32 protein-coding genes are annotated in these 26,528 nt (G+C 34.8%); 16 read left to right on the plus strand and 16 right to left on the minus strand.

Translation table 11 applies throughout. From position 1 onward, the window contains the following. Positions 1 to 32 precede the first annotated feature (32 nt). Complete coding sequence (locus tag ACMA47_RS14195) at positions 33 to 401, plus strand: hypothetical protein (RefSeq protein ID WP_413930283.1); 369 nt, start codon at positions 33 to 35, stop codon at positions 399 to 401. A gap of 241 nt (positions 402 to 642) precedes the next feature. On the opposite strand, the gene ACMA47_RS14200 is transcribed toward ACMA47_RS14195, so the two are convergent. The 3 genes from ACMA47_RS14200 to cphA form a co-directional block, all read right to left on the minus strand. After that, a complete protein-coding gene (locus ACMA47_RS14200; RefSeq protein ID WP_413930284.1) occupies positions 643 to 1,056 on the minus strand; it encodes an N-acetylmuramoyl-L-alanine amidase in 414 nt (137 codons plus the stop codon). Positions 1,057 to 1,227: 171 nt separating this feature from the next. Next, positions 1,228 to 1,377 carry a bacteriocin-like protein gene (locus tag ACMA47_RS14205; protein WP_156106441.1) on the minus strand — a complete coding sequence of 50 codons (150 nt, stop codon included), beginning with the start codon at positions 1,375 to 1,377 and terminating at the stop codon, positions 1,228 to 1,230. 397 nt (positions 1,378 to 1,774) lie between these two features. Then, entirely contained in the window at positions 1,775 to 4,405 is a 2,631-nt protein-coding gene (cphA, locus tag ACMA47_RS14210) for a cyanophycin synthetase (RefSeq protein ID WP_413930285.1), read from the minus strand. Positions 4,406 to 4,603: 198 nt separating this feature from the next. On the opposite strand from cphA, the gene ACMA47_RS14215 reads away from it, so the two are divergent. From ACMA47_RS14215 to ACMA47_RS14225, 3 genes are all read left to right on the plus strand, one after another. Continuing rightward, a complete protein-coding gene (locus ACMA47_RS14215) occupies positions 4,604 to 5,494 on the plus strand; it encodes a cyanophycinase (RefSeq protein WP_034695508.1) in 891 nt (296 codons plus the stop codon). A 294-nt stretch (positions 5,495 to 5,788) separates the two neighbouring features. Beyond that, positions 5,789 to 6,631, plus strand: a complete 843-nt coding sequence (locus ACMA47_RS14220) for an isoaspartyl peptidase/L-asparaginase (protein ID WP_413930286.1) — start codon at positions 5,789 to 5,791, stop codon at positions 6,629 to 6,631. Positions 6,632 to 6,730: 99 nt separating this feature from the next. Next, the gene (locus tag ACMA47_RS14225; RefSeq protein WP_034695510.1) at positions 6,731 to 6,967 is read left to right on the plus strand and encodes a YtxH domain-containing protein; all 237 of its coding nucleotides are present in this window, start codon (positions 6,731 to 6,733) and stop codon (positions 6,965 to 6,967) included. Positions 6,968 to 7,063: 96 nt separating this feature from the next. Here ACMA47_RS14225 and ACMA47_RS14230 read toward each other — a convergent pair whose 3' ends face one another. The 9 genes from ACMA47_RS14230 to ACMA47_RS14270 form a co-directional block, all read right to left on the minus strand. Then, on the minus strand, positions 7,064 to 7,855 hold the full coding sequence (locus ACMA47_RS14230) for a class I SAM-dependent methyltransferase (RefSeq protein WP_413930287.1): 792 nt from the start codon (positions 7,853 to 7,855) through the stop codon (positions 7,064 to 7,066). A 20-nt stretch (positions 7,856 to 7,875) separates the two neighbouring features. Continuing rightward, positions 7,876 to 8,403, minus strand: coding sequence for a hypothetical protein (locus tag ACMA47_RS14235; protein WP_413930288.1), 528 nt, complete (start codon positions 8,401 to 8,403; stop codon positions 7,876 to 7,878). A gap of 195 nt (positions 8,404 to 8,598) precedes the next feature. Next, positions 8,599 to 9,138 carry a PH domain-containing protein gene (locus ACMA47_RS14240; RefSeq protein WP_413930289.1) on the minus strand — a complete coding sequence of 180 codons (540 nt, stop codon included), beginning with the start codon at positions 9,136 to 9,138 and terminating at the stop codon, positions 8,599 to 8,601. A gap of 63 nt (positions 9,139 to 9,201) precedes the next feature. Beyond that, positions 9,202 to 9,849, minus strand: a complete 648-nt coding sequence (locus ACMA47_RS14245; RefSeq protein WP_413930290.1) for a GNAT family N-acetyltransferase — start codon at positions 9,847 to 9,849, stop codon at positions 9,202 to 9,204. An 18-nt stretch (positions 9,850 to 9,867) separates the two neighbouring features. Continuing rightward, the gene (locus ACMA47_RS14250; protein WP_413930291.1) at positions 9,868 to 10,716 is read right to left on the minus strand and encodes a PH domain-containing protein; all 849 of its coding nucleotides are present in this window, start codon (positions 10,714 to 10,716) and stop codon (positions 9,868 to 9,870) included. Between the two features lie 11 nt (positions 10,717 to 10,727). Next, positions 10,728 to 11,591, minus strand: a complete 864-nt coding sequence (locus ACMA47_RS14255; protein WP_413930292.1) for an SHOCT domain-containing protein — start codon at positions 11,589 to 11,591, stop codon at positions 10,728 to 10,730. 190 nt (positions 11,592 to 11,781) lie between these two features. Then, the gene (gene hisS, locus ACMA47_RS14260; RefSeq protein WP_413930293.1) at positions 11,782 to 13,152 is read right to left on the minus strand and encodes a histidine--tRNA ligase; all 1,371 of its coding nucleotides are present in this window, start codon (positions 13,150 to 13,152) and stop codon (positions 11,782 to 11,784) included. Positions 13,153 to 13,274: 122 nt separating this feature from the next. Beyond that, entirely contained in the window at positions 13,275 to 13,727 is a 453-nt protein-coding gene (locus ACMA47_RS14265; RefSeq protein WP_034695517.1) for an HRDC domain-containing protein, read from the minus strand. A 17-nt stretch (positions 13,728 to 13,744) separates the two neighbouring features. Beyond that, the gene (locus tag ACMA47_RS14270) at positions 13,745 to 14,077 is read right to left on the minus strand and encodes a single-stranded DNA-binding protein (protein WP_062675086.1); all 333 of its coding nucleotides are present in this window, start codon (positions 14,075 to 14,077) and stop codon (positions 13,745 to 13,747) included. Between the two features lie 301 nt (positions 14,078 to 14,378). Between ACMA47_RS14270 and ACMA47_RS14275 the strand changes: the two genes are divergently transcribed. Next, positions 14,379 to 15,104, plus strand: a complete 726-nt coding sequence (locus ACMA47_RS14275; protein ID WP_413930294.1) for a polysaccharide lyase family 7 protein — start codon at positions 14,379 to 14,381, stop codon at positions 15,102 to 15,104. Positions 15,105 to 15,133: 29 nt separating this feature from the next. On the opposite strand, the gene ACMA47_RS14280 is transcribed toward ACMA47_RS14275, so the two are convergent. The 4 genes from ACMA47_RS14280 to ACMA47_RS14295 all read right to left on the minus strand — a co-directional run bounded on the left by ACMA47_RS14280 (position 15,134) and on the right by ACMA47_RS14295 (position 18,412). Next, positions 15,134 to 15,919, minus strand: a complete 786-nt coding sequence (locus tag ACMA47_RS14280; RefSeq protein WP_413930295.1) for a GLPGLI family protein — start codon at positions 15,917 to 15,919, stop codon at positions 15,134 to 15,136. Positions 15,920 to 15,980: 61 nt separating this feature from the next. After that, positions 15,981 to 16,181, minus strand: a complete 201-nt coding sequence (locus ACMA47_RS14285) for a hypothetical protein (RefSeq protein WP_413930296.1) — start codon at positions 16,179 to 16,181, stop codon at positions 15,981 to 15,983. A gap of 296 nt (positions 16,182 to 16,477) precedes the next feature. Then, positions 16,478 to 17,503 carry a methyltransferase gene (locus tag ACMA47_RS14290; protein ID WP_413930297.1) on the minus strand — a complete coding sequence of 342 codons (1,026 nt, stop codon included), beginning with the start codon at positions 17,501 to 17,503 and terminating at the stop codon, positions 16,478 to 16,480. A 117-nt stretch (positions 17,504 to 17,620) separates the two neighbouring features. Then, positions 17,621 to 18,412, minus strand: a complete 792-nt coding sequence (locus tag ACMA47_RS14295; RefSeq protein ID WP_413930298.1) for a hypothetical protein — start codon at positions 18,410 to 18,412, stop codon at positions 17,621 to 17,623. A gap of 316 nt (positions 18,413 to 18,728) precedes the next feature. Here ACMA47_RS14295 and ACMA47_RS14300 point away from each other — a divergent pair, with 316 nt between their 5' ends. The 11 genes from ACMA47_RS14300 (at position 18,729) to ACMA47_RS14350 (ending at position 26,526) form a co-directional block, all read left to right on the plus strand. Beyond that, on the plus strand, positions 18,729 to 19,625 hold the full coding sequence (locus tag ACMA47_RS14300; protein ID WP_413930299.1) for an arginase family protein: 897 nt from the start codon (positions 18,729 to 18,731) through the stop codon (positions 19,623 to 19,625). Positions 19,626 to 19,635: 10 nt separating this feature from the next. Next, on the plus strand, positions 19,636 to 20,229 hold the full coding sequence (locus ACMA47_RS14305; protein WP_413930300.1) for an HPP family protein: 594 nt from the start codon (positions 19,636 to 19,638) through the stop codon (positions 20,227 to 20,229). A 5-nt stretch (positions 20,230 to 20,234) separates the two neighbouring features. Beyond that, positions 20,235 to 20,579, plus strand: a complete 345-nt coding sequence (locus ACMA47_RS14310; protein WP_034695532.1) for a hypothetical protein — start codon at positions 20,235 to 20,237, stop codon at positions 20,577 to 20,579. Between the two features lie 24 nt (positions 20,580 to 20,603). After that, on the plus strand, positions 20,604 to 21,509 hold the full coding sequence (locus tag ACMA47_RS14315; RefSeq protein ID WP_413930301.1) for a TIGR01777 family oxidoreductase: 906 nt from the start codon (positions 20,604 to 20,606) through the stop codon (positions 21,507 to 21,509). A gap of 72 nt (positions 21,510 to 21,581) precedes the next feature. Next, entirely contained in the window at positions 21,582 to 22,163 is a 582-nt protein-coding gene (nudK, locus tag ACMA47_RS14320) for a GDP-mannose pyrophosphatase NudK (RefSeq protein ID WP_413930302.1), read from the plus strand. A gap of 88 nt (positions 22,164 to 22,251) precedes the next feature. Beyond that, positions 22,252 to 22,626, plus strand: a complete 375-nt coding sequence (locus tag ACMA47_RS14325) for a hypothetical protein (RefSeq protein ID WP_413930303.1) — start codon at positions 22,252 to 22,254, stop codon at positions 22,624 to 22,626. 46 nt (positions 22,627 to 22,672) lie between these two features. Continuing rightward, positions 22,673 to 23,131 (plus strand): DUF2750 domain-containing protein, encoded by a 459-nt coding sequence (locus ACMA47_RS14330; RefSeq protein WP_413930304.1) that lies wholly within the window; start codon positions 22,673 to 22,675, stop codon positions 23,129 to 23,131. Further along, complete coding sequence (locus ACMA47_RS14335; RefSeq protein WP_413930305.1) at positions 23,115 to 23,807, plus strand: DUF2306 domain-containing protein; 693 nt, start codon at positions 23,115 to 23,117, stop codon at positions 23,805 to 23,807. The genes ACMA47_RS14330 and ACMA47_RS14335 overlap by 17 nt, the downstream gene beginning before the upstream one ends. 284 nt (positions 23,808 to 24,091) lie before the next feature. Then, a complete protein-coding gene (locus ACMA47_RS14340) occupies positions 24,092 to 24,472 on the plus strand; it encodes a VOC family protein (RefSeq protein WP_413930306.1) in 381 nt (126 codons plus the stop codon). Positions 24,473 to 24,681: 209 nt separating this feature from the next. Beyond that, complete coding sequence (locus ACMA47_RS14345; RefSeq protein ID WP_413930307.1) at positions 24,682 to 25,446, plus strand: hypothetical protein; 765 nt, start codon at positions 24,682 to 24,684, stop codon at positions 25,444 to 25,446. Positions 25,447 to 25,629: 183 nt separating this feature from the next. Continuing rightward, positions 25,630 to 26,526, plus strand: coding sequence for a retropepsin-like aspartic protease (locus ACMA47_RS14350; protein ID WP_413930308.1), 897 nt, complete (start codon positions 25,630 to 25,632; stop codon positions 26,524 to 26,526). Positions 26,527 to 26,528: the final 2 nt, after the last annotated feature.

A 26,528-nucleotide genomic window follows, 5' to 3' on the forward strand; every position in this document is an offset into this window, starting at 1 on the left:
GAAATTTATTACCCACCTGAATTAAAGTTTTCTTGTGGATCTTTTTAATTGCAGGTGCACTAGCTGCTATTTTTTTGATGGCAGGCTCTCTGATGACTCATGTCTCTTTATCTTTATATGGGATAGATGCCAATCATCCTTATTCAATGACCGGACTTTTGATCTGTGTCTTGTTTTTATTTAAAGGTATTGTGGCCTACGGACTTTGGTTTGAACAGGATTGGGCTCCACAGGCAGCAATAATAGATGCCATCATAGGCATTGCTATTTGTCTTGTGATGATGGCCATTATTCCGTTTGTGTACCCAACAATCAGCTTTACACTCCGATTAGAACTTATCCCTTTGTATTTTTATTTAAAAAAAATGCAGAGTATAAAGAAAACCTGGGAAAACTTATAGAAACAAACCTCCGAAATTTCGGAGGTTTTATTTTTTACTCCTAAAGACCTCTCCAATCATAAAAAAATCCCCCTACAAAGGAGGATAAAAAATTGACATGTATGCTGTGTTTTCACAAACATTGTAAATATACGGATAGACTGTAGACATGCTGTACGGGAAACCGTAAGGTCTGATTTTTAATTATTTGTATATTGGACTTTCTTTAATGCTATCTAAAACAGTCTTATAGTACTTCACTTTATGATAAACCAGCATACTCTTTCTTAGCATCAAAACTAGGACAAGCTTTATGGACATTGGGAAAATCTCTATGTCCTTGAATTTTAGCTTTAGGAAATGTTGATTTTAATTCTCTTAACAGCTTTACCATAGATTTTTTTTGCTCTTCCGTTCTTGTATCTTTTGGAATACCGCTTTTATCAATACCTCCAATGTATGATATATTGATAATTTGAGAATTCCATCCTGCAACTCCATTGGATACCTGATCGATGGGCAAAGTGTTTACTGTTTTTCCATCAGCTTTTATCATATAGTGATACCCTGGATTTTTCCATTTCAGGTTTTCCCTCCAATACCTTTTAATGCTCTCTATTTTAACATCTGGTTGTGTTGCTGTACAATGTATAACGATGTAATTGATTGTTCTCATGGATTTCATTTTATTTATGGTTGAGCAAAATTAAACCTGCAACTCCCAAAATAGTGAGGGAAAAACACCCTATTTTAAATTGACAGGCAGAAAGAAGTCTATAAACTCTGGGCGGAAATGTTGAAAATTTGAAATATAAGAACAAAAAATCCCTCATAGCGAGGGATCATTTTATAAATCGGGACATGCCATTTCATTGTCATGCGGAATGCATACCTTATCATTCCATGGCACTGGACAATCATGCCAGCCTGGAGGACATCCTCCTTTTCCGTTGATACTTCTTAATTTCTCCTTAGAGATTTTCTTTAAATTTTTCATGGTTTTGATTTTAGTTTAGAAATCAAATATAAAAACTATTCTCCAATTAGAGATTTAACATAAAAAATTAATTGTTACGGGTTTCCGTAAACAAAGAAGGTTTAAAAATAACTATTGAATGCACCAAATAAAAAATCCTCCCAAAAAAGGAGGACATTAAAAAAACTTGACTTGTACTTTTAGTTTATACAAACACTGTAAATATACGGAGAGACTGTAGGTATACTCTACGGGAAACCGTAAGGATTAACTTTTAATTGTTTGTACAATAGTCATCGCAGATATATCATCTGCTTTTAATCAAACAAAATTCAATTTGCTACAGTATAATAGATAAAAAAATTGCAATACGTTTTTGTTCCGTATTGCAATGTTAATAAGTTCTATAAAGATGTATTTACACGTTTTTATCATCTTCCAACAATTCCTTGGCCTGGTATTCCTGAACCAGATCAATAGCATTGGAAATAACATCACTTAAAGCCGTGATAAATGTTCCTTCTTCTGCCATTCCTATTGCATGCTTTAAAGCTTCAATCTCTTTAGGAATGATCTCATAGCTAACGTCTCTGCCTGCAGCGTTGATTCCATCAATAATCAATCCGTTGATTTCCTCTTCCGTTCTTCCGCGAAGATGTTTCTCATTTCGGATGATAATATAATCGAACATTCTTCCGGCAATTTTTCCGCATTCTCTGATATCATTATCTCTTCGGTCTCCGACACCGGAAATAATACCGATTTTCTTGGTGGATTCTACATTTTTCAGATAATCTTCAATCGCTTCGTATCCTGAAGGATTATGGGCAAAGTCAATCAGCACCTTAAAGTTTTTGAATTTAAAAACGTTCAGTCTTCCAGGTGTCAACTGAGCACTTGGAATAAAGGTTCTCAAAGAGTTCGAAATATCCTCAATTCCGAATCCATAAAGGTAACTCGCCAAACTGGCTGCCAATACGTTTTCAATCATAAATCTGGCCTTTCCTTCCATCGTGATCGGGAAGTCTTTGGCTTTTCCTATTCTGATTTTCCAGTCTCCTTTTTTGATGGTTACAAAACCTTCTTCATACACGCAGGTGATTTTTCCTTCTTTGGCAAATTTTACAATATGAGGGTTGTTTTCATCCATACTGAAAATAGCCACATTAGAATCGAGATCACTCACAATCTTCATGGAATATTCGTTGTCGGCATTCAAAACACTCCAGCCACTCTTTTTCACGCTATCCAGTACCACACGTTTTACTTTGGTAAGATCTTTCAAACTGTGAATATCATTCATTCCCAGATGATCTTCTTCAATATTGGTCAGAACTCCGATGTCGCATTGTGAAAAGCCAAGTCCGGAACGTAAAATTCCACCTCTTGCTGTTTCCAGAACTGCAAATTCTACGGTAGGATCTTTTAAGATAAATTCTGCAGAAAGCGGCCCGGTTGTATCTCCTTTTGACAGCATGGTATTTTGAATGTAAATTCCATCCGAAGTGGTAAATCCTACTCTATACCCATTACTTTTTACAATATGAGAAATAAGTCTCGTGGTCGTTGTTTTCCCATTGGTTCCTGTTACCGCAATGATTGGGATGGTAAAAGGTTTTCCCTGAGGATAGAGCATATCAACCACTGGCGCAGCAACGTTTCTTGGCAGTCCTTCACTTGGTGCAAGATGCATTCTGAATCCTGGTGCTGCATTCACTTCAATAATAGCTCCGCCACTTTCTTTTAAAGGCTGGGTAAGGTTTTCTGCCATCACGTCAATACCGCAGACATCCAAGCCAATAATTTTAGAAATTCTTTCAGCCATTGTGATATTTTCTGGATGCACCATATCTGTTACATCAATGGAAGTTCCTCCGGTTGAAAGATTAGCCGTTGATTTTAGATAAACCACTTCTCCCCTTTGAGGAATAGTTTCCAAAGTATACTGAAGTTTATCAAGTAGTTCTAAAGTGTCTTTATCAACTTCAATTTCAGTAAGGACATTTTCATGGCCATAGCCTCTTCTCGGATCTTTGTTTTCTTTTTCAATAAGCTGTTGAAGGTTCAGTTCTCCATCACCCACCACATGGGCAGGAACTCTTCTGGCTGCAGCCACCATTTTATTATTGATCACCAGTATACGGAAGTCGTAGCCAGTGATATATTTCTCAACAATTACTTTTCTTGAATATTTCTGAGCATGTTCAAGACCTATCTTAGCAGCATCCCAATCGTTGACATTAATGGAAGAACCTTTTCCATGGTTTCCATCCAAAGGTTTTAAAACAATAGGATATCCAATTTTTTTGATGACTGCGTTTAAGTCTTCTTCATCAACTACCAAATCTCCAATCGGTACGGGAATAGCTGCATCATGAAGCATTCTTTTGGTTAATTCTTTATTACAGGCAATATCTACAGCAATAGAACTTGTTTTCCCGGTAATGGTGGCTTGAAATCTTTGTTGGTTCACTCCATAACCCAGCTGTACCAATGAGTTCGTTCCCAATCTGATCCATGGGATTCTTCTGGATGCGGCTTCTTCTACAATACTTCCGGTAGAAGGACCTAGACGAACACGCTCCCTAATTTCTTTTAATCTATGAATACATGCATTCAAATCATAGTCTTTGCTTTCAACCAGTGCTTCTGCAATCTTTACAGATTCTTCTGCAGCATAAATTCCGGCATTTTCTTCGATATAATTGAATACTACATTATATACTCCAGGAGTTTTTGTTTCACGGGTTCTTCCAAACCCTACATCCATTCCTGCCAGAGTCTGTATTTCCAAAGCGATATGCTCAATGACATGCCCCATCCAGGTTCCTGTTTCCACTCTATGGAAAAAGCCTCCTTCCACTCCTTCCGAGCATCGGTGTGTAATTAATGATGGGATTAATTTTTCAATCCTTTCCCGGAATCCTTCGATTTTATTGGTAGGATAATTCTCCATTTCTTCTAAGTCCAACCTCATCTGTATCAGCTTCTTTCTTCTGATGCTCCAGATGTTAGGACCTCTTAGTGCCTGAATCTTTTCGATTTTCATAGTCTATTGGCATTTTAACAGTTAACAATAACTCCTTTCAAAACCAAAGATAATGTAAAACCCTAAACGAAACTATACCACATTTAAAGATTCGTTAAAAAAAAATTAATTTTAATTAACATTCCTAAAACATTAAAAATCAACTAAAGATGGCACGAATTTCGCCAAAGAATGTTAATTATTTTTTAATTTTGTACCATGACGAAACCTGTTGGAAAATTAATAGTTATCGGAGGCGCTGTAAACAAAGGAAGTTTTGCTGAAACCGATTATGATCAGAATATCGAAAAGAATCTTAATTTTTTTGAACGTGGGATCTTAAGAAAGATCATCAACGAATCAAAATTGAAGGAGAATTCTGTCATTGAAATCGTTACCACCGCTTCTCAAATTCCTCAGATCGTAGGTTCTGAATATAAAAAAGCATTTGAATTTCTTGGAGCGAAAAATGTAAATGTTCTTGACATCCACAACCGTGAAGAAGCCAATTCTGACGCCATGGTGGCAAGAGCAAACGCTGCTGATGTCATGATGTTCACCGGAGGAGATCAGCTGAGACTGACTTCTATTCTTGGTGGAACAAGATTTCATGATACGGTTTTATTAAAATACCAGGAACAGGATTTTATTTATTCCGGAACTTCTGCAGGTGCTGCCGCAGCCTCTGAAAATATGATCTATCAGGGAAGCAGTTCTGAAGCCCTATTAAAAGGAGAAATTAAAACGACCCAAGGGTTGGGATTGATTGATAATGTTATTATTGATACGCATTTCGTACAGCGAGGAAGAATCGGACGTCTTTTCCAGGCAGTAGTCAACAATCCGAGAACTTTGGGAATCGGTCTGGGTGAAGATACAGGTCTTTTCATTCATAACGATGTCATGACAGCTGTAGGTTCCGGCCTTGTGATCTTAGTTGACGGAAGATTTATCAAAGATACCAACCTTACGAATATCAACCTTGGAGAACCTATTTCTATTGATAATTTAACGGTACATGTGATGTCTATGAATGATCATTATGATCTTACCACGAAGACATTAACAATTGAAAACTCTCAGTTTAATCCGATACCACAGGATAAATAGGTGGGTTGCGAGGTTTTGAGATTCGAGATATATAAAAAATAACCGAGATTGTTTTGTAAAAGAAAATAATCACGGAACTCGAAACGCGTATCAATACGGGGTTCGAGATTCGGGATTCGAGGTATATAATTAACCACGATCTTTTTTTCAAGGGTAATAAACCCGAAATCACGGAACCCGGAACTCGTATCAACTCAGTATTTAAATAAAATGCTTATCTTTCTTCATTAATGCCCGGTTGTATTATTGGCTTCAATAAAAACAGAACTCCGGAACACGAAACCTATATCTACTATGAAAATCATTATCCACGGCGGTTTTTTCTCTGAAAACGATCAAAGCCACGAAGTAAAAACAGCTAAACAGAATTCTTTAAAAGAAATTGCTCAAAAAGCATTCGACTATCTTACAACTCATTCCGCTTTTGATACCGTTGCCTATGCCGTTTCATTACTGGAGGATGATCCTTTATACAATGCAGGAATCGGTTCTCAGATCCAGAGTGATGGTGTTATCCGTATGAGTGCTGCCATTATGAATGGAGATACCCAGAGACTAAGTGGGGTAATTAATATTCAAAATGTACAGAACCCTATTTTTGTGGCTAAAGATCTTATCAATGAAGACGACAGGGTTTTAGGAGGAAATGGTGCTAAAATTTATGCTACAGAAAATGGTTTCGAGAATTTTTCTACAGAAATTCCTCAGAGAAGAAAAGAATACGAAGCTAAGCTTGCCAATGGAGGTAAAGGAACTGTAGGCTGTGTAGCTATTGATCAGGAAGGAAAACTGGCTGTTGCCACGTCTACTGGAGGAAAAGGTTTTGAAATTCCTGGAAGAATTTCGGATTCTGCCACTGTGGCTGGAAATTATGCCAATGCTTTCTGTGCAGTAAGCTGTACCGGTGTAGGTGAAGATATTGTCAGTAATGCTACTGCTGCCAAAATTGTAACGAGAGTTACAGATGGTATGACTCTGGAGCAGGCTTTTAATAGGACATTTGATGAACTTAAAACTATTGATGGATTTGCAGGAGCCATCGCAATTGATAAACAGGGAAACATCTATCATCAGGATTCCTATCCTACTATGGTTTTCGCCAGTTTTGATGGTGAAAAAGTCGAAGTCTTCTCTTAAATTTAACATTTTTTTATAAGTCAACTTATTTTTTTGGCACGTATTTTACATTATTCATAACAACAAATTTTAATATTAATACATAAAAAAATAGAAATCATGGGAAACAAGACAAAAGGATTATTAGCTTTACTAGGATTAGGTGCATTAGCTTATTGGAAATATAAGAATTCAAGCCCTGAAGATCAACAAGCTGTAAAAGATAAAATCAATACTGCAAAAGACAATCTTAACAAATGGGGAAATGATCTTAAAAGCAAAGCCAATGATGTTGCTTCTCAGGTTCAGAATAAAGTAGACGAAGTAAAGACAAAAGCAGAGGATTCCCTAAGCTAATCAACACAGAGCAGTTTTTTTAACATTCATATATAGGAAAAAAGTCATCGTAGTAGTACTACGGTGACTTTTTATTGTAATGCAATCCTTAAGGTTTTATTTTTTCTGTGCTGTAAGCGCATACACAAGAGGTATTTTATTTCCGAACTGTGGAATTCTCCATTTTCCTGTTTCAAATTCTTCTACATGTCTGAAACAAGGATAGGGCGACCAGTCAAACTCCCGGAAAGTATTCAGTTGTAAATCTTTTTTTATCAAATTATCGAGAACTTCTGATAAAGAGTGATTCCACATAACATATTCCTCCTCAATAGGCGCAGACTGATCTGCATAAGTACCTTCATAGGTTTCTACAATCGGTTTCTCATTGAAATAGTTGTAAGCGACTTTTGTAAAATCATCATCAAACATCCAGACAACAGGGTGAAATTCTGCCATAATGAATTTCCCTTCCGGTTTTAAGAAATGATTGATAATTCCAGCCCATTTTTTAAGATCGGGAAGCCATCCTATTGTACCGTAACTTGTATACACAATATCAAATTTCTGATCCAGAACGTTCGGCAAATTATATACATCTGAACAGATAAATTCTGTATCTGTACCACATTTCTGTGCAAGCTCTCTGGCTGTATCAATGGCTTTGTCAGAAAGGTCTATTCCGGTAACTTTAGCTCCCATTCTTGACATGGAGATAGAATCCTGTCCAAAATGGCACTGCAAATGCAGAATAGTTTTCCCTTTTATATCTCCAAGAAGATCCAATTCTATTGAGTTCAGAGAAGTTCTTCCTTTTAAAAATTCATCTACAAAGTAGAAATCTGATTTCAGATGAGGTTCTACTTTAGCGTTCCATGATTTTTTATTAATTTCTAAGTAATTTTCCATTGTTTAATTCTTTAAATCATCTATTTCATCCAGCCTTGAATAATATAGTTTTTTGTAATTAATTTTCTTTCAGGTTTATTGATATCATCTGGTTTAAACCAAACCTCTATTCTACTTCCATAAAACTGTCCCCAATCGCCTTCATAGATTGTAAAGTCATCTTTTAATTCAAATCTTTTTAATTCATCTGTTTTATTTTCAACTTCAATCTGGCTTTTCTTTTTTATACTTTCCTCAGAAAGAATCTGGTTTTTAGTAATTTCAAATATTTTCAGATATACCTTCCCTTTTTCAATCTTATATAAGAACAGATCATATTTATACATCCCCGGCTGGAAATAGTCGTAAAGAATAAAATCCTGCTGATGAATATTTATCCTGTCTTTTTCATCATTAAGCTTTATAGGTTTTTCAAATTTAATATTTTCAGGAACTTTTAATCCTTCCGCAAAAAAATCATAAGGATAAAACATCAATGCAAAAGTGAAGTAACTAAAAGTAACCGCTGCCAATGCTCCTGTAGAAACAATCTGCAAAATTCCTTTCAAATAATCTTTCTTTACAATCCTGATGATACCCAGAACCAAAGTTATCAGAAAAAAAATAAAAGGAAGAAAACAGCAGATATACAATGTATACCTATTAAATAGAGAAAGTCCAAAAAAGCAGAAGAAAGCTACAAGGGCCGAAACTAATACAGAGTTATACCAATTATTATTAAAAACTTTCCACATATTGTATGTTTATGGCAGTTTTTCCATTAACTTTTTCTTTTGCTCAAGAAATTCTTCTTCACTTAACACTCCGGATTCTTTTAATCTTCCCAATTGCTCCAACTGATCTAAAACACTAGGTTCAGCTTTGCTCTGAAAATGTGTTTCCGGGCGTGACATGAAATCTCTTACTTTTTCGCAAAACAGCTCCGCATGGTACTTTCCTACTCCATCAATCTCTACAACGTCATCAGTAACCTGAATATCTATAGAGGCCAGTAAGAATTCCGTTTCATATTGGATGGAGCTTATTTTGCTGTAAGAAAAGTCTTCTACTTTCAGTCCATACATGAATTCCTTATCTACAAAAATCAATCTTCTGTCAGTGGCTACTAAAATGATATGATGATTGTTCAGATTGTTTCTACCTTCTACGAGATAGACAATTCTTTCGTCTGATGATAAGATATCCGGCAATTCATGAATTTCTTTCCGGGCAAATATGGTAGGACTGATATCGAGATTTTTAAGCTCATCTCTTATTTCGTCAAGTCTTGATTTTTCACTCATAGCATTAGTTTATAGGTCTAAGTTACTGTTTATTAACAATAAAAATTTAATTCAATGAAAATATTAATCTTCAGATGGTATCACAATAGAAGTATGCAGACTGTACAGCTTCCAGCCTAAGGTTTCATACAATAGTTTTCCTTCATCCGTAGCCACTAAAAGATTATTGGGACATCCTTTGGACAAAGCGATCTTCTCCAATTCTTTCAATAAAAAACGGGCAAGCCCTTTCCTTTGATGATTTTTTTTGGTAATGATCCTGTCATAAATAGCACAATCATCTATAAGAGAGACACGGCCTATGGAAGCCTGTTCACCATTTTCGGCTACAATTCTGATCACAAAAGTTGTATTATATTCAGAAAACTCAAGATGATATCCTTCTGCAAGGCTGGTTTCCGGAAATTTCATCGGATGGAAACAGGTCATCATATATCCTTGTGACTGCAGTTGCCATCTTTCAGGGATTTTCTCTATAAATTCATCAGGAGAAGTGGATACTTTCAGATAAATCCAGGGCTCATCAATTGAATTGGCAAGCTGGAAAAAATCATCATTAAGCTCAGGAAATACGAAACGTTCTTTCTGTTTTTCATCTCCTACAACCACATGAAATCCAGATTTATAGGATACAGGAAAAGATGTTTCTCTTGACAGGCACCATCCTTTCAGCCAGCTTTCTACTATTTTTGAAGATACTTTATCCTTCATGATTGGGTGTTAAAAGTTTTATTTTAATTGTTCCAATAATTTCTTTTTTTGTTCTGCAAATTCCGCATCGGTTAAAATTCCGTTCTCTCTCAGCTTTCCTAATTTCTCAAGCTGGTTAAGAACTTCTTCTGATGAAACTGAAACAACTTTGTTTGTGGAGCCAATTTGTTTTGAAGACTGTTCCTGAGGATTATTATAAGCACCTTTTATCTTATCATAGAATTTTTCTGCATCCTCCTTATCCATGAAACATTCAAACTCTACCACTCTTTCATCAAGATGCAGCTTAATAATAGGTGATCTGGGATCCGTTACAAAACTTACAGCCTTAATGGTTTCATTAGGATAATCATTAATTTTTGCATCACCAAATATGGCTTTTGATACAGAAATTAATCTCGTTGGTGTTGCTACTAATATCCCAGCCGCTAAGGTATTGACAAACTGTGCATCTGTAATCGCAATAATCTGTTCTTCTTCAGAGATCAAATAAGGAAGTTCCTTGATTTCTCCTTTGGTAAAGATGGAAAGGTTCGCATTCAGCATTTGCAGTTCATTCTTTATTTTCTGATGTCTTCGTTTGTAAACCTCTTTTGAAATTTGATGAGAACCATAATTTACTGCTGCAGGAAGATTCTGCTCTGCTATCATGACTGCCTGAACTGCTTCAGTTTTTTCTGCATTCAGCATGGTATTGATATCATTAATGCTGAATTTGTTAAGGTTATAAAGTAACTCTTCATTGATATCAGTTACTTTATTTAAACATTTATTACATAAAATATTTCCGTCTGAAAGCTTATTTGCTCCCAAAAGCGTATCCATGGATGTTAATTCTGTAGTACACAATGCACAATTATTGCTCATTTCTTCTTCTTTTATAATTTATCAAGCAGTTTTTTCTTTTGTTCTGCAAACTCTTCTTCTGTCAAAATTCCATTTTCTTTTAATCTCCCCAATTTTTCCAGCTGTTCAAAAATTGTATTTGAATCTTCTTGAGCGGCAGAATATACATCTTCCTGCACCAGATCCGGAATTGTTTGAGTAAATGCCTGCAATGGACTTGAATCTTGTCTGAATTCATTTTCGGTATAGGTCATTTTCTTATTCTGAATATTGGAAAATGCTCTTCCATCATTTTTATTATGCAGTTTAAACTGTGCAGAACCTCTATAGGTATTGATTTTCAACACTGAATACAAAAGGTTTTCAATATGATCAATAGAAGAAATATCCTGAATGAAAAATTCATTTTTTGCAACACCACCCAGAAATTTTTTATCAATAAAAGCAATTCTTTTTTGGGTTGAAAATATAATCCCTTCTCTGTTACTCTGAAGGTCTATGCCTTCTGCGATAGCCAATAATCTTTCGTCTCTGTCCAACACGTTAGCCAATTCATTCACTTCTTCATTCGCCAAAACGCTCAGTCTTGCGTTAAGGGCAACAATCTGATCTTTTATTTCATCTAATCTGGTGGGAGCATCATATTGGTAGTGATTGTTAGTCTCAGGCTGAGATCCTCCTGAATTCTGGCTGGCATCAATTTTACTTTTCAGAATCATTCCTGTAATTTCTGCAAAATAGAATTGGTCAAGATTATTGATAAGGTCTCTATTGATCGTAATGGCTTTAGTAAAACATGCTGCACACAAATAACCGCCATCAGCAAGTTTATTTTTGCCTACGGACATATCAGTAGCCGTCAGCGGTGTTCCACACAATGCACAAATAATATTCATCTGGTTTTTATGTTTAAAAGTTTTTTATGAATACAGAGCATCATTTTACTCTGCCTTATAACGTCGACTCCAAATTACAAATTCTGAACCGATTGTAAAGATCAAAAGTATTTAAATCTTAGCACCCATCAAACAAAACAACCACAAAATTACTTTTGTGGTTGTTTTACTTTTTTATAGGTGTTTACTATTATTCTCCTAAAAACTCTTCTAGAGAAACAGTTTTCTGTTCTCCAGCTTCAAGATCTTTAAAAGTAACTGTATTATTTTTAATTTCTTCTTCACCCAGGAAAACAAGATTTTTTATACCTTTCTTTTCAGCGTAGGTAAACTGCTTGTTGATCTTTGCATTTTCAGGATATAATTCAGCTGAAATTCCTTTGGATCTTAGCTTCATGATCAGCTTTAAAGCTTCTGTAATTCCTTCACCTCCAAAATTAGCAAATAGATATTCTATTTTAGCAGATGCTTCTTCAGGGAAAAGGTTCAATTCTTCCATTACCAGATAAATTCTGTCTAATCCGAATGAAATTCCAATTCCCGGAATGTTTTTTACTCCAAAAACTTCAGTCAGGTTATCATATCTACCTCCTCCTCCGATGGATCCCATAGCAACCTCATCTGCTTTCACTTCGAAGATCGCCCCGGTATAGTAATCCAGACCTCTTGCCAAAGTAATATTGAAGACCAGGTTTTGAATATCAACACCAAGGTTCAGAGATTGTGTAAGAACAAATTCAAGTTCTTCTACTCCTTTCAGACCAATTTCATTTCCTGCAAATTTTTCTTTCAACTGAAGAAGATTTTCCAGAGCATCGTCTGACTGGCTGAATAAGAAATCCAGTTTATCAATAGATTCCTGAGAGATTTCTCTTTCTAATAATTCTTTTACAACTCCGTCTTTTCCAATTTTATCCAGTTTATCTAATGCTACGGTGAAATCAATCAGTTTATCTGTGATTCCTGCATATTCTGCCAATCCGGAAAGAATCTTTCTGTTGTTCATATGAATAGTTACAGGAACTTTCAGATCAGCAAAAGACTTCAGATACAACTGAACCAGCTCCACTTCCTGTAGTAAACTCTCACTTCCTACTACATCGGCATCACACTGATAAAACTCTCTGAATCTTCCTTTCTGAGGCCTGTCTGCTCTCCAAACCGGCTGGATCTGAGAACGTTTGAAGGGAAACGTCAGTTTACCATGATTCATTGCCACGAATCTTGCAAAAGGTACGGTAAGGTCATAACGAAGGGCTTTATCTGTAAGACTTTCTGCACTGAATGGTTTGTCTAATGCTTTCTGAAAGTCATGAAGCATTTGATTCTTTTTCTCTTCTTTTGCTTCATTGATACTTGAATTTAAAATCTTAAAAATCAAGCGGTCACCTTCTTCTCCGTATTTTCCTGTCAACGTAGAAAGATTTTCAAAACTTGGAGTTTCCAATGGCTGAAAACCGAATAATTCAAAATTATTCTGTAAAATATTGATGATATATTTTCTTCTGGAAACTTCCTGTGCCGTAAAATCTCTCGTCCCTTTTGCTAAACTTGGCTTCATTTGTTGTATGTCATTTTGATAAATGCAAAAGTAAGGAATTGAAAGGAATTTTACATAGTATAAAAAGCTGAAGAAAGACTTCCCTCAGCTTTTCCTTTAATATTATCAATTATTCCAAAAAATCATACGCTTTCAAGAATCTCCAGGATTTCTTCGCCATAATTTTCAATCTTATGCTTTCCAAACCCTTTGATTTCAAGCAACTCCTCTTTCCTGGCAGGTCTATACTTGGCTACAGATATCAGTTCTTTATTACTCGCGATGAAATAAGTAGGAAGATTCTGTTCTCTGGCTTTTTCTGATCTCCAGAGTTTCAGAGCATCCAGAATCTTTTCTTCATCTGTATTCAAAAGATCATTTTCTGCAGAATATTTAATTGCCTTAGGCTCTTTTACTGTATTTTTTGTCAATTTTAAGTCTTCAAAATACAATATTACAGACCAATATTTTTCTTCACTCACAAAAGCTGTTTCTACTTTCATGATCTCATTGCCTTCCAGAAAATCATCCAGCATTTTCTGATCTTTATAGAGAAATTCTTCAGGCAGCCTGATTTTAAAAATTTTCACTCTCATCATTTGTGTTTTTAAAATTATTTTCCTCCTAACAACAGGATTTCATCTACACGAATTTCCGTAATATATCGCTTCACCCCGTCCTTATCATCATAAGATCTGTAGGTAAGCTTTCCTTCAACAGCTATTTCTTTTCCTTTGGTAACATACTTTTCAAAGATTTCTGCTGTTTTTCCAAAGGCGATCAAATTGTGCCATTGTGTTTCTTCTACCTTTTCTCCTTTAGCATTCGTGTAGTGATCACTGGTGGCTAAGGATACACTTGCTTTTACGTTTCCGTTGTCGAAGTTTACCATTTCAACTTCTTTTCCTGTGTAACCAATTAATGTTACTTTGTTTCTTAGTGACATAACTTTTATATTTTAAAGATTAATAAATTCAGATAAGAGACGTTCACTGCTTTCTCAAATCTCTGTTGCAAAGATTGCGATGATTCCTATGCACAGTCGGTTATAAACTATTTAAATCCATTTGTAGTCGTTTGTAAATGGATACTCTTCAGTTTAGAAATTTCAAAAAAATTACTATTTATCTTTATTTATAAGGCTTTCCCGCTTATTATTAAAAAAAAATTAATACTGAACAATCATAAAATTTCATTGAATAAATAGTATAATTTCGTAGTAATCAAACAACTGTAATAGATACGTTATGAAATCTCATTTTAAAATTCTATTTAAAACAGGATTATTTACTCTATTCTCACAAGTTTTATCTGCACAGCAAACTTACATACCAGTTCCTCAGTCGAAGTTTAATTTGACAGAATTTAATCTTCAATTACCTATAGAAAAGAACAATTCTATTACCACTATCAAAGGAAGTGATATTGCAGATTTTTCTTCTGAAAATTTTTATTTTTCAACTCAGGATAACAGCATACGTTTCTTTTGTTCTTCCGATGGCAAAACGACCCAAGGTTCGCATTACCCGAGAACAGAATTGCGCCAGATCAAAGAATGGCATTTTGAGAATCAGCACAGTTTACATGTAAAAATGGCTGTCCTGCAGCAACCGGGAACGGGGAAAATTATCATCGGACAGATACATGGCCACTCTAAAGGAACTGAAGCATTAAAAATCTGGTGGAATAATGGCGAGATTCAGGCAGGTTTCAAAAAAGAAGTGAATGATAAAGAAGAAAGAATTACGCTTCAGAAAAATGTTCCTTTGGGTCAAATATTTGATTACAGCATCCAGCAAAACAATTCTGATGTTCTGGTGAAAGTAAATCAGCAGACGGCTACTTTCCATTTTGGAGACAGCTGGAAGTCCGAATTGGTTTATTTTAAAGCTGGAAATTATCTGCAGGACAACAATCTGTCTCCTGTGACTTCGGGATTAACAGCTATTTATCAGATCAACATGTCTGAATAAATAAAAAAACATCTTTAAATAGATGTTTTTTAATATATACTTAATTCGATAGGATTGTAATTTTTTGCTCTATTTTCTGCTTTTTTAAGGAGAGAACGACGCTCTTCAGAATCTTCAATGAATTTGTTATAAAGAGTGGGATCGGTTAATTCTTTTCGTTGATAGTCAAATATTTTTTCTTTCTTCACTGGTTTAGCATTAGGATGCAAATTAGCAGAACTACAATAATATTTTCTTTTTCTAAAATTATACATTGTAAAATGATAATCATCCTTATCATCAAACACTTTCAAAATCAACCCTGGTAATTTACTAAACTTGTAAGGACCAAAAGGAAAAGGTATTTCTTTGGTAAAATAGGCAATCCAGGTTCTACCATATTTTTTTGTTATAGCTTTTTGGCATTTATACTTCCCAATTATTTTAAATTCATTTATAAGTTGCCAATTGATCGTATTTGTTTCTTCATATTTAAAGTATTCATTAGATGTTTTAAAAGTTACATAAATCTTTCCTGTTGTTGCTCCTATATTTTCCGGAAAGTCGGAAATATATTTCATTTGCTCGTCAATCGGACTGTTTTCATGAAGTTTTTTTTCTAAACGCAATGAGTCTCCAACATATTGATTAATGTTTTTATAGTAAGATTCTTTGTCGTTCATCAAAAGAGCAAACGCAGCATCCTGAATAATAGCATTTTTGGTTTGATTTTTATAAACTAATTTATAATCGGCTTCATATACAACATTAAACCCTTCTTGAGATTTAATAATGATTGTAAAGAAAAAGAAAAATAGACTGTAGTAAATTTTCATAGTTTAAATAGTACAAGCAAAGCATAAATAATGCCTTGCTTGAAATTTTGAATTAGAGTAATTAATGAATATAAAGAGTTATTCCTTTGGGTCTAGTACCACATTCATTATAATTAACAAATTGTAAAAAGTTTGTTATTTGCTCCATTGTATATCCTTCTGTCTGCGTAACATTTACAACAGTACCACAAGATGTTCTAAAAGGGAATGCACTAGCTATACCAGCAATAAATAACGCACCTACTAATAATGTTTTTTTCATATTTGTTTTTTTTAAATGATTAGTTATTAATTTAAGAACGTATCTCAAAAATACACAATAAATCAAACCTAAAGTGAATTAATTTATTATGTTAAATTCCTGAAATACAATTTTTTAACTATATAAAATGCATTTAAATTTAAAAAATATAGTTTTATCTAATATTTATAAAACATAATTTTCATTACAGTTATATAAGAGAATAAATTTTAAATTTTGAGAATGGAATAAATAAAAAGGCACTCAACAAAATTATTGAGCGCCTCCTACTTAATCATGCAACTAAAATTTGAAATTTATATTTTTTCACATTCGACAATGCTTTTTGCTTCTGTTCCAATATGAATAAGCTGATTAAACTTTAATCCTGCTTTTTCAATGATCATTTTAAACTCGCTCAAAGTTCTTTCTTTTCCGGTAAGACAAGCCAGCATAACAATATCCAGAAGTTTGGCCATATGTGGTTTATTTAAAGAATCATCAGGGATAACGGCATCTATGATTAATAGCTTTGCCCCTTTGGGCATTGCATTATAGCAGTTTTTAAGAATTTGTATACATTCATCATCACTCCAATCATGCATAATCCACTTCATCGTATATAAATCCGCTCCCTGCGGAACTTCATTAAAAAAACTTCCTGTAGCGACAGAACATCTTCCTTTCAGATTTTCGGGAATCATGTTAACTGTTTTTTCAATCACGTTGGCTTCATCAAAGATAATCCCTGAACTTTCCGGAGCATTATGCAGAATGGTATGAATCATTACCCCATTGCCGCCTCCTATATCGACAATTTTTTTATAAGGTTTAAAATCATAGTTTTCTATAATACCTTTCAGTTCCATACCAGACATTCCTGTCATTCCTTTTCCAAAGTTTTCCCCAATTTCAGGAAATTCTTTATAAAACCCCCAAAGATCTTTCCCATGAATATGTTCAAATGGTATTTTCCCTTTCTGAACTGCATACGTCAGATCTCCATAACCGGGAAAGTGTTCATTCATAATGGTTAATACAAAGTTTTTTGCCGTTCCTGGCACATCAGTTTGCAAAGCAGCTCCAAAATCATTCAAAGTAAAAGTTCTCTTTTCTGATTCTTCAAAGATTCCGGCACCACTCAATGCTCTCATCACCCGGTACAGTTGCGTTTCATGTGATTGAGTTTCTTCAGCAAGGAAGGAAATTGTTTTCGGACCAGAGGCCAGCAAATCTGCAATATTGAGTTCAGCAGCTGTTTTTACACATCCGGTTAACCATAAACCGCCTAATATTTCATACATTTTAAAAGTAAACTCAGGTTTAACGGCTTGTTTCTCCATAGTAAGTTTTGGGTTGATTAATAGTTATATTTACTGAGCATGAAAACAAGAACAAACATGATGAGTTTGTTCTTGTCTGACATTTGTCAAGTTTGAAAATAAGCTTTAATAATGAGATTAATCTTTAGCTTGAGAAATCCTGGTTATGCTATTAATAGTAGCATCCATTGTAGTATCAGATTTTATTTTAATGAGATATCCGCTACCAATAGATAAAGGATCGGCAACACTCACAAGATAAAAAACAAGATCTCCGGAGGTTACCCCGTTAGGAGCTACAGCGGTCTGATCTATGGAGAATGTTGAAGGGGGAACTGGATTTGAAAGATTCACCGTCACGAAGGCTACCGAACCGTTATTTTTATTAGCATAACTTACAATAACCCTCCACATGTGAACCTGTCCTGCAATAGGGTTTTCTAAAAATCGTCCCGTTGCCGGATCGTATATATCTCCTGGCACCGGACTGGTAATATTTTCCGGCCATGTGGTAGTAGGTGGTGCTGCAAAGTCTGTCACAATGTTCATTGGTGTCTGATAAACAATGTTCTGATACGTCATTAAAGGAACTCCTCCTGAAGATTTGAAAGCAAAGAAAGGCTTCACACCTGCTCCACTATTCAGCTTTACAACTCCTTCATTCGCTGTTGTTAATGTTGCTGAAGAGATCACTGTACTCCACTGGGTTCCGTTATAATACCTTAAGGTTTTATTGGTGGAATCGTAGATGATCATTCCCGCAGTGGGTGTTGTTACATTAGCTGGAGGATTGGCATTTCTGGAGAGTACAACTGCTGAATTAGCTGATGTAACATCTAGAACTCCTTGTGGAGTTGTGGTATTAATCCCAACCTGTCCAAACATAAATGAGGAACACAGAAAACTGAGTAATAAATTGGATTTTTTCATGGTTTGTTTTTTTGAATGTTGTTATCAAAATTACAAAAAAACACAATACAGTGAAATAAAAATTGAATTTATTTATGTGAAAATAAGATAGTTATACATAACAATATAGCTTTATGAATAAATATTTACTTCAAAACATTGATGAATATTGAATTTTTCAAAATGAAAATAATTAAAAAAAAGAAATGAAATATTCTAAAAATTTATCTAATAAATACATCTTTTATTTTCATAAAATATATCGTAATACTGATCAGCGCTTTTTCAATTATCCATTTACAAACGGATAATTCCTTATCTTTGTGAAAATTCATCTATGAAAAGGAGCATCAATATTTTTGAGTTTCCTCTCAATTTGGGACTTACCAAAAAGGAACATGAGACAGAACCCGGAGTTCGAAAGCTTCCGGAATGGCTCAGAAAATTTGGTTTTCATAGCAGAATTAAACCTACCAATGTTTTCAGACTGGAAGCTCCTGAATATTCTATGGACTTTGATGAGGAATCAAAAGTCAGGAACGCAGACCAGATTATTGAATATGCTAAAAAACAGGCCGACTGTATTCTCCATAATTACCAAAAGAATGTCTTCAATATTATTCTTGGAGGCGACTGCAGCATTCTCATAGGAAATGTAATGGCTCTGAAAAAACTGGGAAATTTCGGACTTTTTTATCTTGACGGGCACACAGACTTCATCCCACCAGAACTTTCTGAAACAGGAGGAGCGGCAGGAATGGATCTCGCCATCATTACCGGTACCGGACATCAAAAACTGACTGATATTGATGGTTTAAAACCTTATCTGCCAGAAGAAAATATCTTCTGCTGTGGAAATGCTGAAACTGATGATAAAGAATATGTTGATCAGATTATCAATTCCAATATTCATTATTTTGATTTATACTATCTGAGACAGAATGGTTTCAGAAAAACTGCTGAAGACTTTCTGAAAATGGTGAATGATAAAGGATTGGACGGATTTTTCATCCATTTTGATGTAGATATTCTGAAAGATGAAATCATGCCCGCCGTAGACAGCAGAATGGAAGACGGAATCAGCTATGATGATCTCAGGGAAATGCTGGAACCTTTATTCGAAAACCCTTTGTGCTTTGGAATAGAGATTACCATTTTAGATCCCGATTACGATGAAAACGGAACGTACACCCGCCCATTTGTAGACAATTTAATTCAAATTATAAAAAAATAAAGAAGAGTAAATGAAGAAGACCATCAAAAGAACATTCAGGGTTTCAAAATATGTGATCTATAAAGAGACGCTTGTTGATTACAAGGAACATTTCTGGTCATTTTTAGGCGCATTTTTTGGGATCGGAATTATTGCATTTATCCAGTCTCACTCACTTACAGAAACAGAGAATATCTTTCTGATCGGTTCTTTTGGAGCATCAAGTGTTCTTATTTATGGAGCCATACAGAGTCCTCTGGCACAACCCAGAAACCTTATAGGCGGACATGTTCTGTCAGCATTGGTAGGTGTTACTGTTTATCAGTTTGTTCCGGATATCATCTGGCTTTCGGCACCTTTGGCAGTAGCATTTTCCATAGTATTGATGCAGTATACAAAAACGTTGCATCCGCCAGGCGGAGCTACAGCACTGATTGCGGTAAGTTCTACAGGGAAAATTCCGGAATTGGGATATTGGTATGTTCTCTCTCCTGTTCTTTCCGGATGCCTTATTCTTTTGATTGTAGCCTTATTTTTTAATAATATTACACCCAACAGAAGTTATCCTACCCACAGTATGTTCAAAAAACTGCTAAAAAAAAGACACAACCATCACTTAAAATAAAAATCATGAATTGTCTGGAATGTGGCGAGAAAATCATCGGAAGATCAGATAAAAAATTCTGCAACGATGCCTGTCGGAACGCCTATAACAATAAGCAGAATAAGGATTCTAGTAATCTGATGCGGAATGTTAATAACAAACTCCGTAAGAATTACCGTATCCTGATGGAAATAAATACCGATGGTAAAACAAAAGTCCCAAAATCCAGACTGGATGGCTTAGGTTTTGATTTCGATTATTTTACCAACCTGAAAGTTTATAAAAACGGCTCTGAATACAAATTCATTTATGATTACGGATATAAACTTCTGGAAGATGATTTTGTACTGATTGTAAAAAATCAGGCATAACCTATCCACCACAAATATAATACTATGAAAGAAGTTGTTCTGATCACCGGTGCCAGCGGTATGATTGCCAAAGAACTGGCAAAAAAAATAGGTAAGGAATACGAAGTCAGGTTTCTGACCCGAAAAAAAGTACATGATCATGAATATGAATGGGATGTCCAAAAAAAGACTATCGATGAAACTGCCTTTGACAATGTTTCTCATATTATTCATCTTGCAGGTGCCAATATCTCGGAAAAACGCTGGACTCCGGAAAGAAAAAGAGAATTGATTTCCAGCCGTGTAGATTCTGCAGAATTGCTCCGAACAACTTTAAGAAAAAACAAGATCAAGCTTAAATCCTTTATTTCAGCCTCAGGAATTAATTTTTATGGTACGGAAACTTTAGAAAAAATTTATACAGAAACCGATCCACCAGGCAACGATTTTCTAAGTGAAGTGGTCGTCTTATGGGAAAGAGCTGCTGACGATTTTAAGGAACAGGATCTGGCAGAAAGAGTGGTCAAAATACGCACTGCTGTAGTGCTTTCTGAAAAAGACGGAGCATTAAAGAAAATGATCCCTCCTATTCAGTATTATATCGGATCTCCACTGGGAAGTGGCCAACAATATATGCCATGGGTTCATATTGAAGACATCTGCTCTATCTATGAATTTGCTTTAAAAAATTCAGCAATAGATGGCGCTTATAATGCTGTATCTCCACAACATGCTACCAATAAAGAGCTTACAAAAAAGATTGCCCAGGTACTTGAAAAACCACTATTTATGCCTAATGTTCCCGGATTTATGCTAAAACTCTTATTCGGAGAGCTGGCTACTGCTATACTGGAAGGTTCCAGAGCTTCCTCAAAGAAACTTCAGGATGCAGGTTTCCATTTTAAATTTCCGGATCTGGAGAACGCTTTAAAAGATTTATTAAAGAAGTAAACTCAAGAAAAGTTTAATTAAAAAAATATTTCAACACCTATTTATTTTTATTATAACTCAGAAAATATTCTCATGAAAAACCCGAATATCACCTTATTAAACACAGAAATACTTTCAGACAACTGGTATACTTTAAACAAAGTCACCTACTCTGTTTTGAAAAAAGACGGAACTACAGAAACCCAGAGCAGAGAAGCCTATGACCGCGGAAACGGTGCAGTAATCCTTCTTTACAATACAGATTCAAACACAGTTATTCTTACCCGCCAATTCAGATTACCTACTTATATCAACGGAAATTCTACAGGCATGCTCATTGAAGCCTGTGCCGGACTTTTGGATAATGATAATCCGGAAGACTGTATCAAAAGGGAAACAGAAGAAGAAACCGGGTATAAAATTTCCAAGGTTGAAAAAATATTTGAAGCCTATATGTCGCCCGGATCTGTAACGGAAATTCTTTATTTCTTCATTACTGAGTATTCAAATGAAATGAAAATCAATGACGGAGGCGGATTGGCAGAAGAAGGTGAAAATATCGAAGTTCTGGAATTATCGTTTGAAGAAAGCCTGAAAATGATTGATATAGGAGAAATCAAAGATGCAAAAACCATTATGCTTCTTCAGCATTTAAGAATCAAAGGGATATTGTAGAAACAAGGTATCAATGATGATTGATGCTTAAAAACTTTATATTTAAATAAAAACATTAACTTATAACTCATATTTAAACGATTAACAGATGATTGAACAGGTGAAGCTTGCTATTAATCCCAAATTTCAGGATTGGGTTCTTTTTGAAAATGGCACTTATATTATTTTTGATGATATCAGTATTATCGAAGATGTAAAAAAGGAAGCATTACAATTAATGAAAGAATTCGGTCCGGTTTATGCCGGAGGTCCTGCCGGAGATTTCAATGTAATTCATTTAAACCTTACTGAAGGATGGCTGGTTTCCGGACATGGATATGGTATGTATACGTATGTACATCCTTCTGAACTGGACAATGAATCTCCAAATGATCTTGAAATAGGACTTTATGGTAGATCTAAAAGAGATTCAGATGGTCAGAATCCCGAAATTATTCATATCAATAAAAGTGAAATTTCATAAGACATCCCATTCATCATTCATAACTTATCATTCATAATTAATTACAATGCTTCAAGATCATATTACGGTAGAGAACCGTCATAAAGACTTTATTAAAAAAATTACTGAGACAGAAACAGTCTATGCTTTAAAAGATGGTAATGGCTATGCTACCTCCTACTCCAACGAGGCAGAATATGAAGACGGTGAAGAGGTACAGATTATTTGTTTCTGGTCTGATGCTGCCAGAGCAAAATCCTGCATAGAAAACGAGTGGAATCATTATGAGCCTTCTCCTATTCCTCTCAATGAGTTTGTAGAAAACTGGTGTCTGGGAATGAATAGTGACGGATTATTGGTAGGAACTAATTTCGACAGTCATCTGTTTGGCTACGAAGCCGAGCCTTTAGAATTAATCCTTGATATTATTGAAGAGCTCAGGTCTTCAGGGAAGTCACTGGAATTGAGAAAGTTTGAAAACATGGAAGATCTGGAAAAACAGATCAGAGATGTACTGGAAGATTAATCGTTTATACCATATGAAGTCTTTGGGAATAAAGATCATTAAAGTAAGTGCTTTATTTTTGGTCCTTCTTTTCAGTATTCTGATGCTGAAAACCATTTCCCAGTATACTTCTCTTGAAAAAAACATAGGATTTCTGGCTTTTAAGCAACAGGTTGTGGATAATCCGTACTGGATGACATTTTTCTACATTCATATCTTTTCCATAACGCTTTGTCTTCTGGCAGGTCTTACCCAATTTTCAAATCGATTTTTGACTGAAAACAGAAATCTTCATAAGATCATTGGGAAAATATATGTTTACAATATCCTTATTATCAATGTTCCGGCATGCTTTGTACTGGGACTTTTTTCCAATGGGGGCATTATCGGAATCACAGGATTTCTGATCCAGGATGTTCTTTGGGCTTATTTCACTATTGCCGCCATACTTTTTATCAAAAAAGGAAATGTGAGCAAACACAGGATGTATATGATCCTAAGCTATGCGGTCACCACCACAGCCCTTACCTTCAGAATTGTTAAAAATCTGTTTTATAATGAAACCCGTCATGAATACGAACTTTTTTATGGTTTGAATGTCTGGGCGGCCCTTTTTATCAATCTTTTTATGGCTTATTTAATCCTCAGAAAAAAATCATTACTACCTGGAAAAATCAACGGTAGAAAAGAAGATTAAAAGACTGATAAATGACACCAGAAAAAATGATGCAATAAATATTAAGGTATTAAAAAATGTTCCATATTGACTATTTCGGGTCCATTTACTGAAAAAATGCATTATCAGATAAGAGATTCCTCCCAAAACGGCAATAATAAAAAGAAGAAAAAAATAATAGATCATGGTTTCGTGTTAATGTGTGTAAATCTATTATTTTAAATCTAAAAAAACAATCAATTACAGGACAACAATTGTCTAAATAGCCTTAATTTTGATCTGCATTATTATCTAAAAATTAATGTATGAAAATTAAAAACCTTGACCATCTTGTTTTAACGGTGGCTAATATTGATAAAACTATTGAGTTCTATACCCAAGTTATGGGATTTGAAACAGTTACTTTTGGAGAGAACAGAAAAGCACTCATTTTTGGAAATCAAAAGATTAATCTGCATCAGAAAGGTCATGAATTTGAACCTAAAGCAAAAACTCCAACCTGTGGTTCTGCTGATCTTTGCTTTATTGCAGAAACTAATATTCATGAGGTCATGGAAGAGCTCAGACAGAAAAATATAGAAATCATTGAAGGGATTGTAGACAGAACCGGAGCGGTAGGAAAAATCAAATCAGTTTACTTCCGTGATCCGGATTATAATCTTATTGAAGTAAGTAATTATTATTAACAAAAACAGCTCTGTATCAGTTTATTACTATCCGTTTTTTAGAATTTAATGTTCCTGAATTTCTAAAACATAAAATTGTCAGTATAAAATTCATATAAAATTTGCAAAAACCATTGAGAAAATCTATTTAATCCTTTATATTTCGAATTTAAAGCCTTAATTTTGCATAGAAATTCAGAAAATTCGGATTCTTTCAACAGGTTATGTACATGAAAAAAATGATGATCGGGCTTGCTTTGGCCTTATCCATTACTATTTGGGGGCAAAAAACTCCTGCAAAAGCAAACAATCTGACCCCTTACAGCTATCAGACTTTTAACTGTGACAATAAAGGATATTTTGACCCAGCTAAATATAACAAAGAAGAAATAGACGGGATCAATAAACTTTTGTATCAGTTCAATGGCGTTGTATTTGACACCCAACCTGTTTTTAAAATTACCCAGCTTGACGAAATCCGTAAAAACAGAGAAACTTATCTACAGGAACTGGAAAAGCAGTATGAAGAAAAGAAAAAGGAATTGTACAGCCTTAAAGTAATTGATCTTCCTCAATGGAAAAAGTTAATGGAAGAAACCATTGATTCTTTTGAAAATGAATATCAGCTTAATAAAGAAGAAATCCTCGCGTATTCTGATCCCACCACACTGAAAAACAGTAAATATTACGATACCTGCAGAGAACAGATTGATGCCATATCCTCTCCTGACAGAGAAAAGATGTTCGCAGCCTGGAGAGCGTATACTGAACTTAAAAGCAAAAATAATGCTGATCCAAAGGGTGTAATGGCAAGATTTGATGCCAAAATGAACGACCCTCAAAAAGAAGATTATGCATTAATTGATATGATCGGTCTTGGTTTTCACAACTGTGCCAACAGCAGTTTCAGACAAAAGCGTAATAATGAAGAGACAACTTATAAGGATTTTGATAAGATTTTCACCAAGTTAAAAAGAACTTGTGATCAGCCGTAGACTTCTTAAAAAGATTGAAAGATTTAATCATTAAAAAATAGAATAGCAGCACTCAGATTGGGTGCTGTTTTTATTGGTGAAGTTTACAGAGAATGGTTAAGGAACGGTTAAAAGTGGGTTAATGGCTTATTATTTCTTTGTGAAAGTCTTCAATACCTCTATTTTCGTCTTTAAAACTACTCCATGAAGCCAATTATTATTTTCCTGACCTTGGTATTGTGTCTAACAGTATCTGCTCAAAAAACACCTACTATCCTTCCTTTTTCTCTGGAAAACAATTCCGTGTATGTGTATGCTAAGGTGAATAAAATCGACAGTATTAAATTCCTGTTTGATACAGGTGCCGATGGCTCTGTCATTAATAGCCATTCAAAGAAAAAGATCCCATTGAAAATTGATGGAAAATCTGAAAACAGAGGTTCCAACGGAGTGAATACTGTAGATTACAGCAGTCATAATACAGTACAATTTGGAGATATCGAGAAAAAAGAAATACAATTTACTCTTATTCCTTATGAATCTGCCCATTTTGATGGAGTTTTCGGAACGGATCTGATGAAAGGCAAACTCATTGAAATAAATTATCATAGAAATGAAATCCGGTTTTATGAAGAAGATGACCGGTCTGTGGATTTAACAGGCTATGAAAAGGTAAAACTCCATATGATCGACAACTACCCTGCTGTAGAAAGCAGTATCATTGTGAATGATAAAGAATATTCAGGATTCTTTGGGCTCGACAGCGGTGCGGATGATGTGCTTACGATTGCTTCTCCTTTTGCAAAAAAGAATGTTCTGGTAACAGCCATGAAAACAATAGGTAAAGCTACAGCAAGAGGTTCTGATGGTTCTGTGTATCAAATGCCTGTTGTTCTTTGTCCAACGGTAAGATTCGCTCAGAAATATCTTTATAACCTTCCGATCACCCTTTCCGGTTCTACAGAGGGAATTGATTCCACAGAAAAAATGGCGGGATTTTTTGGTAATCAGTTGTTAAAAAGGTTCAATACCGTGATTGATTTTAAAAATGGATTTATTTATTTTAAACTGAATAAAAATTTATATTCGGAACTTAATTAGCT

The organism is Chryseobacterium sp. T20, assembly GCF_047345655.1.
GTDB lineage: Bacteria > Bacteroidota > Bacteroidia > Flavobacteriales > Weeksellaceae > Chryseobacterium.

What these genes read in the sequence shown, in the direction of transcription:
- ACMA47_RS14250 (WP_413930291.1), bottom strand. Translation starts at nt 10,716, where the DNA reads ATGAGCAATAATTGTGCATTGTGTACTACAGAATTAACATCCATGGAT.
- ACMA47_RS14315 (WP_413930301.1), top strand. Translation starts at nt 20,604, where the DNA reads ATGAAAGAAGTTGTTCTGATCACCGGTGCCAGCGGTATGATTGCCAAA.
- ACMA47_RS14350 (WP_413930308.1), top strand. Translation starts at nt 25,630, where the DNA reads ATGAAGCCAATTATTATTTTCCTGACCTTGGTATTGTGTCTAACAGTA.
- ACMA47_RS14290 (WP_413930297.1), bottom strand. Translation starts at nt 17,503, where the DNA reads ATGGAGAAACAAGCCGTTAAACCTGAGTTTACTTTTAAAATGTATGAA.
- ACMA47_RS14230 (WP_413930287.1), bottom strand. Translation starts at nt 7,855, where the DNA reads ATGGAAAATTACTTAGAAATTAATAAAAAATCATGGAACGCTAAAGTA.
- ACMA47_RS14305 (WP_413930300.1), top strand. Translation starts at nt 19,636, where the DNA reads ATGAAGAAGACCATCAAAAGAACATTCAGGGTTTCAAAATATGTGATC.
- hisS (WP_413930293.1), bottom strand. Translation starts at nt 13,152, where the DNA reads ATGAAGCCAAGTTTAGCAAAAGGGACGAGAGATTTTACGGCACAGGAA.
- ACMA47_RS14265 (WP_034695517.1), bottom strand. Translation starts at nt 13,727, where the DNA reads ATGAGAGTGAAAATTTTTAAAATCAGGCTGCCTGAAGAATTTCTCTAT.
- ACMA47_RS14255 (WP_413930292.1), bottom strand. Translation starts at nt 11,591, where the DNA reads ATGAATATTATTTGTGCATTGTGTGGAACACCGCTGACGGCTACTGAT.
- ACMA47_RS14280 (WP_413930295.1), bottom strand. Translation starts at nt 15,919, where the DNA reads ATGAAAATTTACTACAGTCTATTTTTCTTTTTCTTTACAATCATTATT.
- ACMA47_RS14220 (WP_413930286.1), top strand. Translation starts at nt 5,789, where the DNA reads ATGAAAATCATTATCCACGGCGGTTTTTTCTCTGAAAACGATCAAAGC.
- nudK (WP_413930302.1), top strand. Translation starts at nt 21,582, where the DNA reads ATGAAAAACCCGAATATCACCTTATTAAACACAGAAATACTTTCAGAC.
- ACMA47_RS14225 (WP_034695510.1), top strand. Translation starts at nt 6,731, where the DNA reads ATGGGAAACAAGACAAAAGGATTATTAGCTTTACTAGGATTAGGTGCA.
- ACMA47_RS14200 (WP_413930284.1), bottom strand. Translation starts at nt 1,056, where the DNA reads ATGAGAACAATCAATTACATCGTTATACATTGTACAGCAACACAACCA.
- ACMA47_RS14270 (WP_062675086.1), bottom strand. Translation starts at nt 14,077, where the DNA reads ATGTCACTAAGAAACAAAGTAACATTAATTGGTTACACAGGAAAAGAA.
- cphA (WP_413930285.1), bottom strand. Translation starts at nt 4,405, where the DNA reads ATGAAAATCGAAAAGATTCAGGCACTAAGAGGTCCTAACATCTGGAGC.
- ACMA47_RS14205 (WP_156106441.1), bottom strand. Translation starts at nt 1,377, where the DNA reads ATGAAAAATTTAAAGAAAATCTCTAAGGAGAAATTAAGAAGTATCAAC.
- ACMA47_RS14275 (WP_413930294.1), top strand. Translation starts at nt 14,379, where the DNA reads ATGAAATCTCATTTTAAAATTCTATTTAAAACAGGATTATTTACTCTA.
- ACMA47_RS14335 (WP_413930305.1), top strand. Translation starts at nt 23,115, where the DNA reads ATGTACTGGAAGATTAATCGTTTATACCATATGAAGTCTTTGGGAATA.
- ACMA47_RS14295 (WP_413930298.1), bottom strand. Translation starts at nt 18,412, where the DNA reads ATGAAAAAATCCAATTTATTACTCAGTTTTCTGTGTTCCTCATTTATG.
- ACMA47_RS14310 (WP_034695532.1), top strand. Translation starts at nt 20,235, where the DNA reads ATGAATTGTCTGGAATGTGGCGAGAAAATCATCGGAAGATCAGATAAA.
- ACMA47_RS14245 (WP_413930290.1), bottom strand. Translation starts at nt 9,849, where the DNA reads ATGAAGGATAAAGTATCTTCAAAAATAGTAGAAAGCTGGCTGAAAGGA.
- ACMA47_RS14330 (WP_413930304.1), top strand. Translation starts at nt 22,673, where the DNA reads ATGCTTCAAGATCATATTACGGTAGAGAACCGTCATAAAGACTTTATT.
- ACMA47_RS14240 (WP_413930289.1), bottom strand. Translation starts at nt 9,138, where the DNA reads ATGAGTGAAAAATCAAGACTTGACGAAATAAGAGATGAGCTTAAAAAT.
- ACMA47_RS14300 (WP_413930299.1), top strand. Translation starts at nt 18,729, where the DNA reads ATGAAAAGGAGCATCAATATTTTTGAGTTTCCTCTCAATTTGGGACTT.
- ACMA47_RS14345 (WP_413930307.1), top strand. Translation starts at nt 24,682, where the DNA reads ATGAAAAAAATGATGATCGGGCTTGCTTTGGCCTTATCCATTACTATT.
- ACMA47_RS14325 (WP_413930303.1), top strand. Translation starts at nt 22,252, where the DNA reads ATGATTGAACAGGTGAAGCTTGCTATTAATCCCAAATTTCAGGATTGG.
- ACMA47_RS14285 (WP_413930296.1), bottom strand. Translation starts at nt 16,181, where the DNA reads ATGAAAAAAACATTATTAGTAGGTGCGTTATTTATTGCTGGTATAGCT.
- ACMA47_RS14215 (WP_034695508.1), top strand. Translation starts at nt 4,604, where the DNA reads ATGACGAAACCTGTTGGAAAATTAATAGTTATCGGAGGCGCTGTAAAC.
- ACMA47_RS14340 (WP_413930306.1), top strand. Translation starts at nt 24,092, where the DNA reads ATGAAAATTAAAAACCTTGACCATCTTGTTTTAACGGTGGCTAATATT.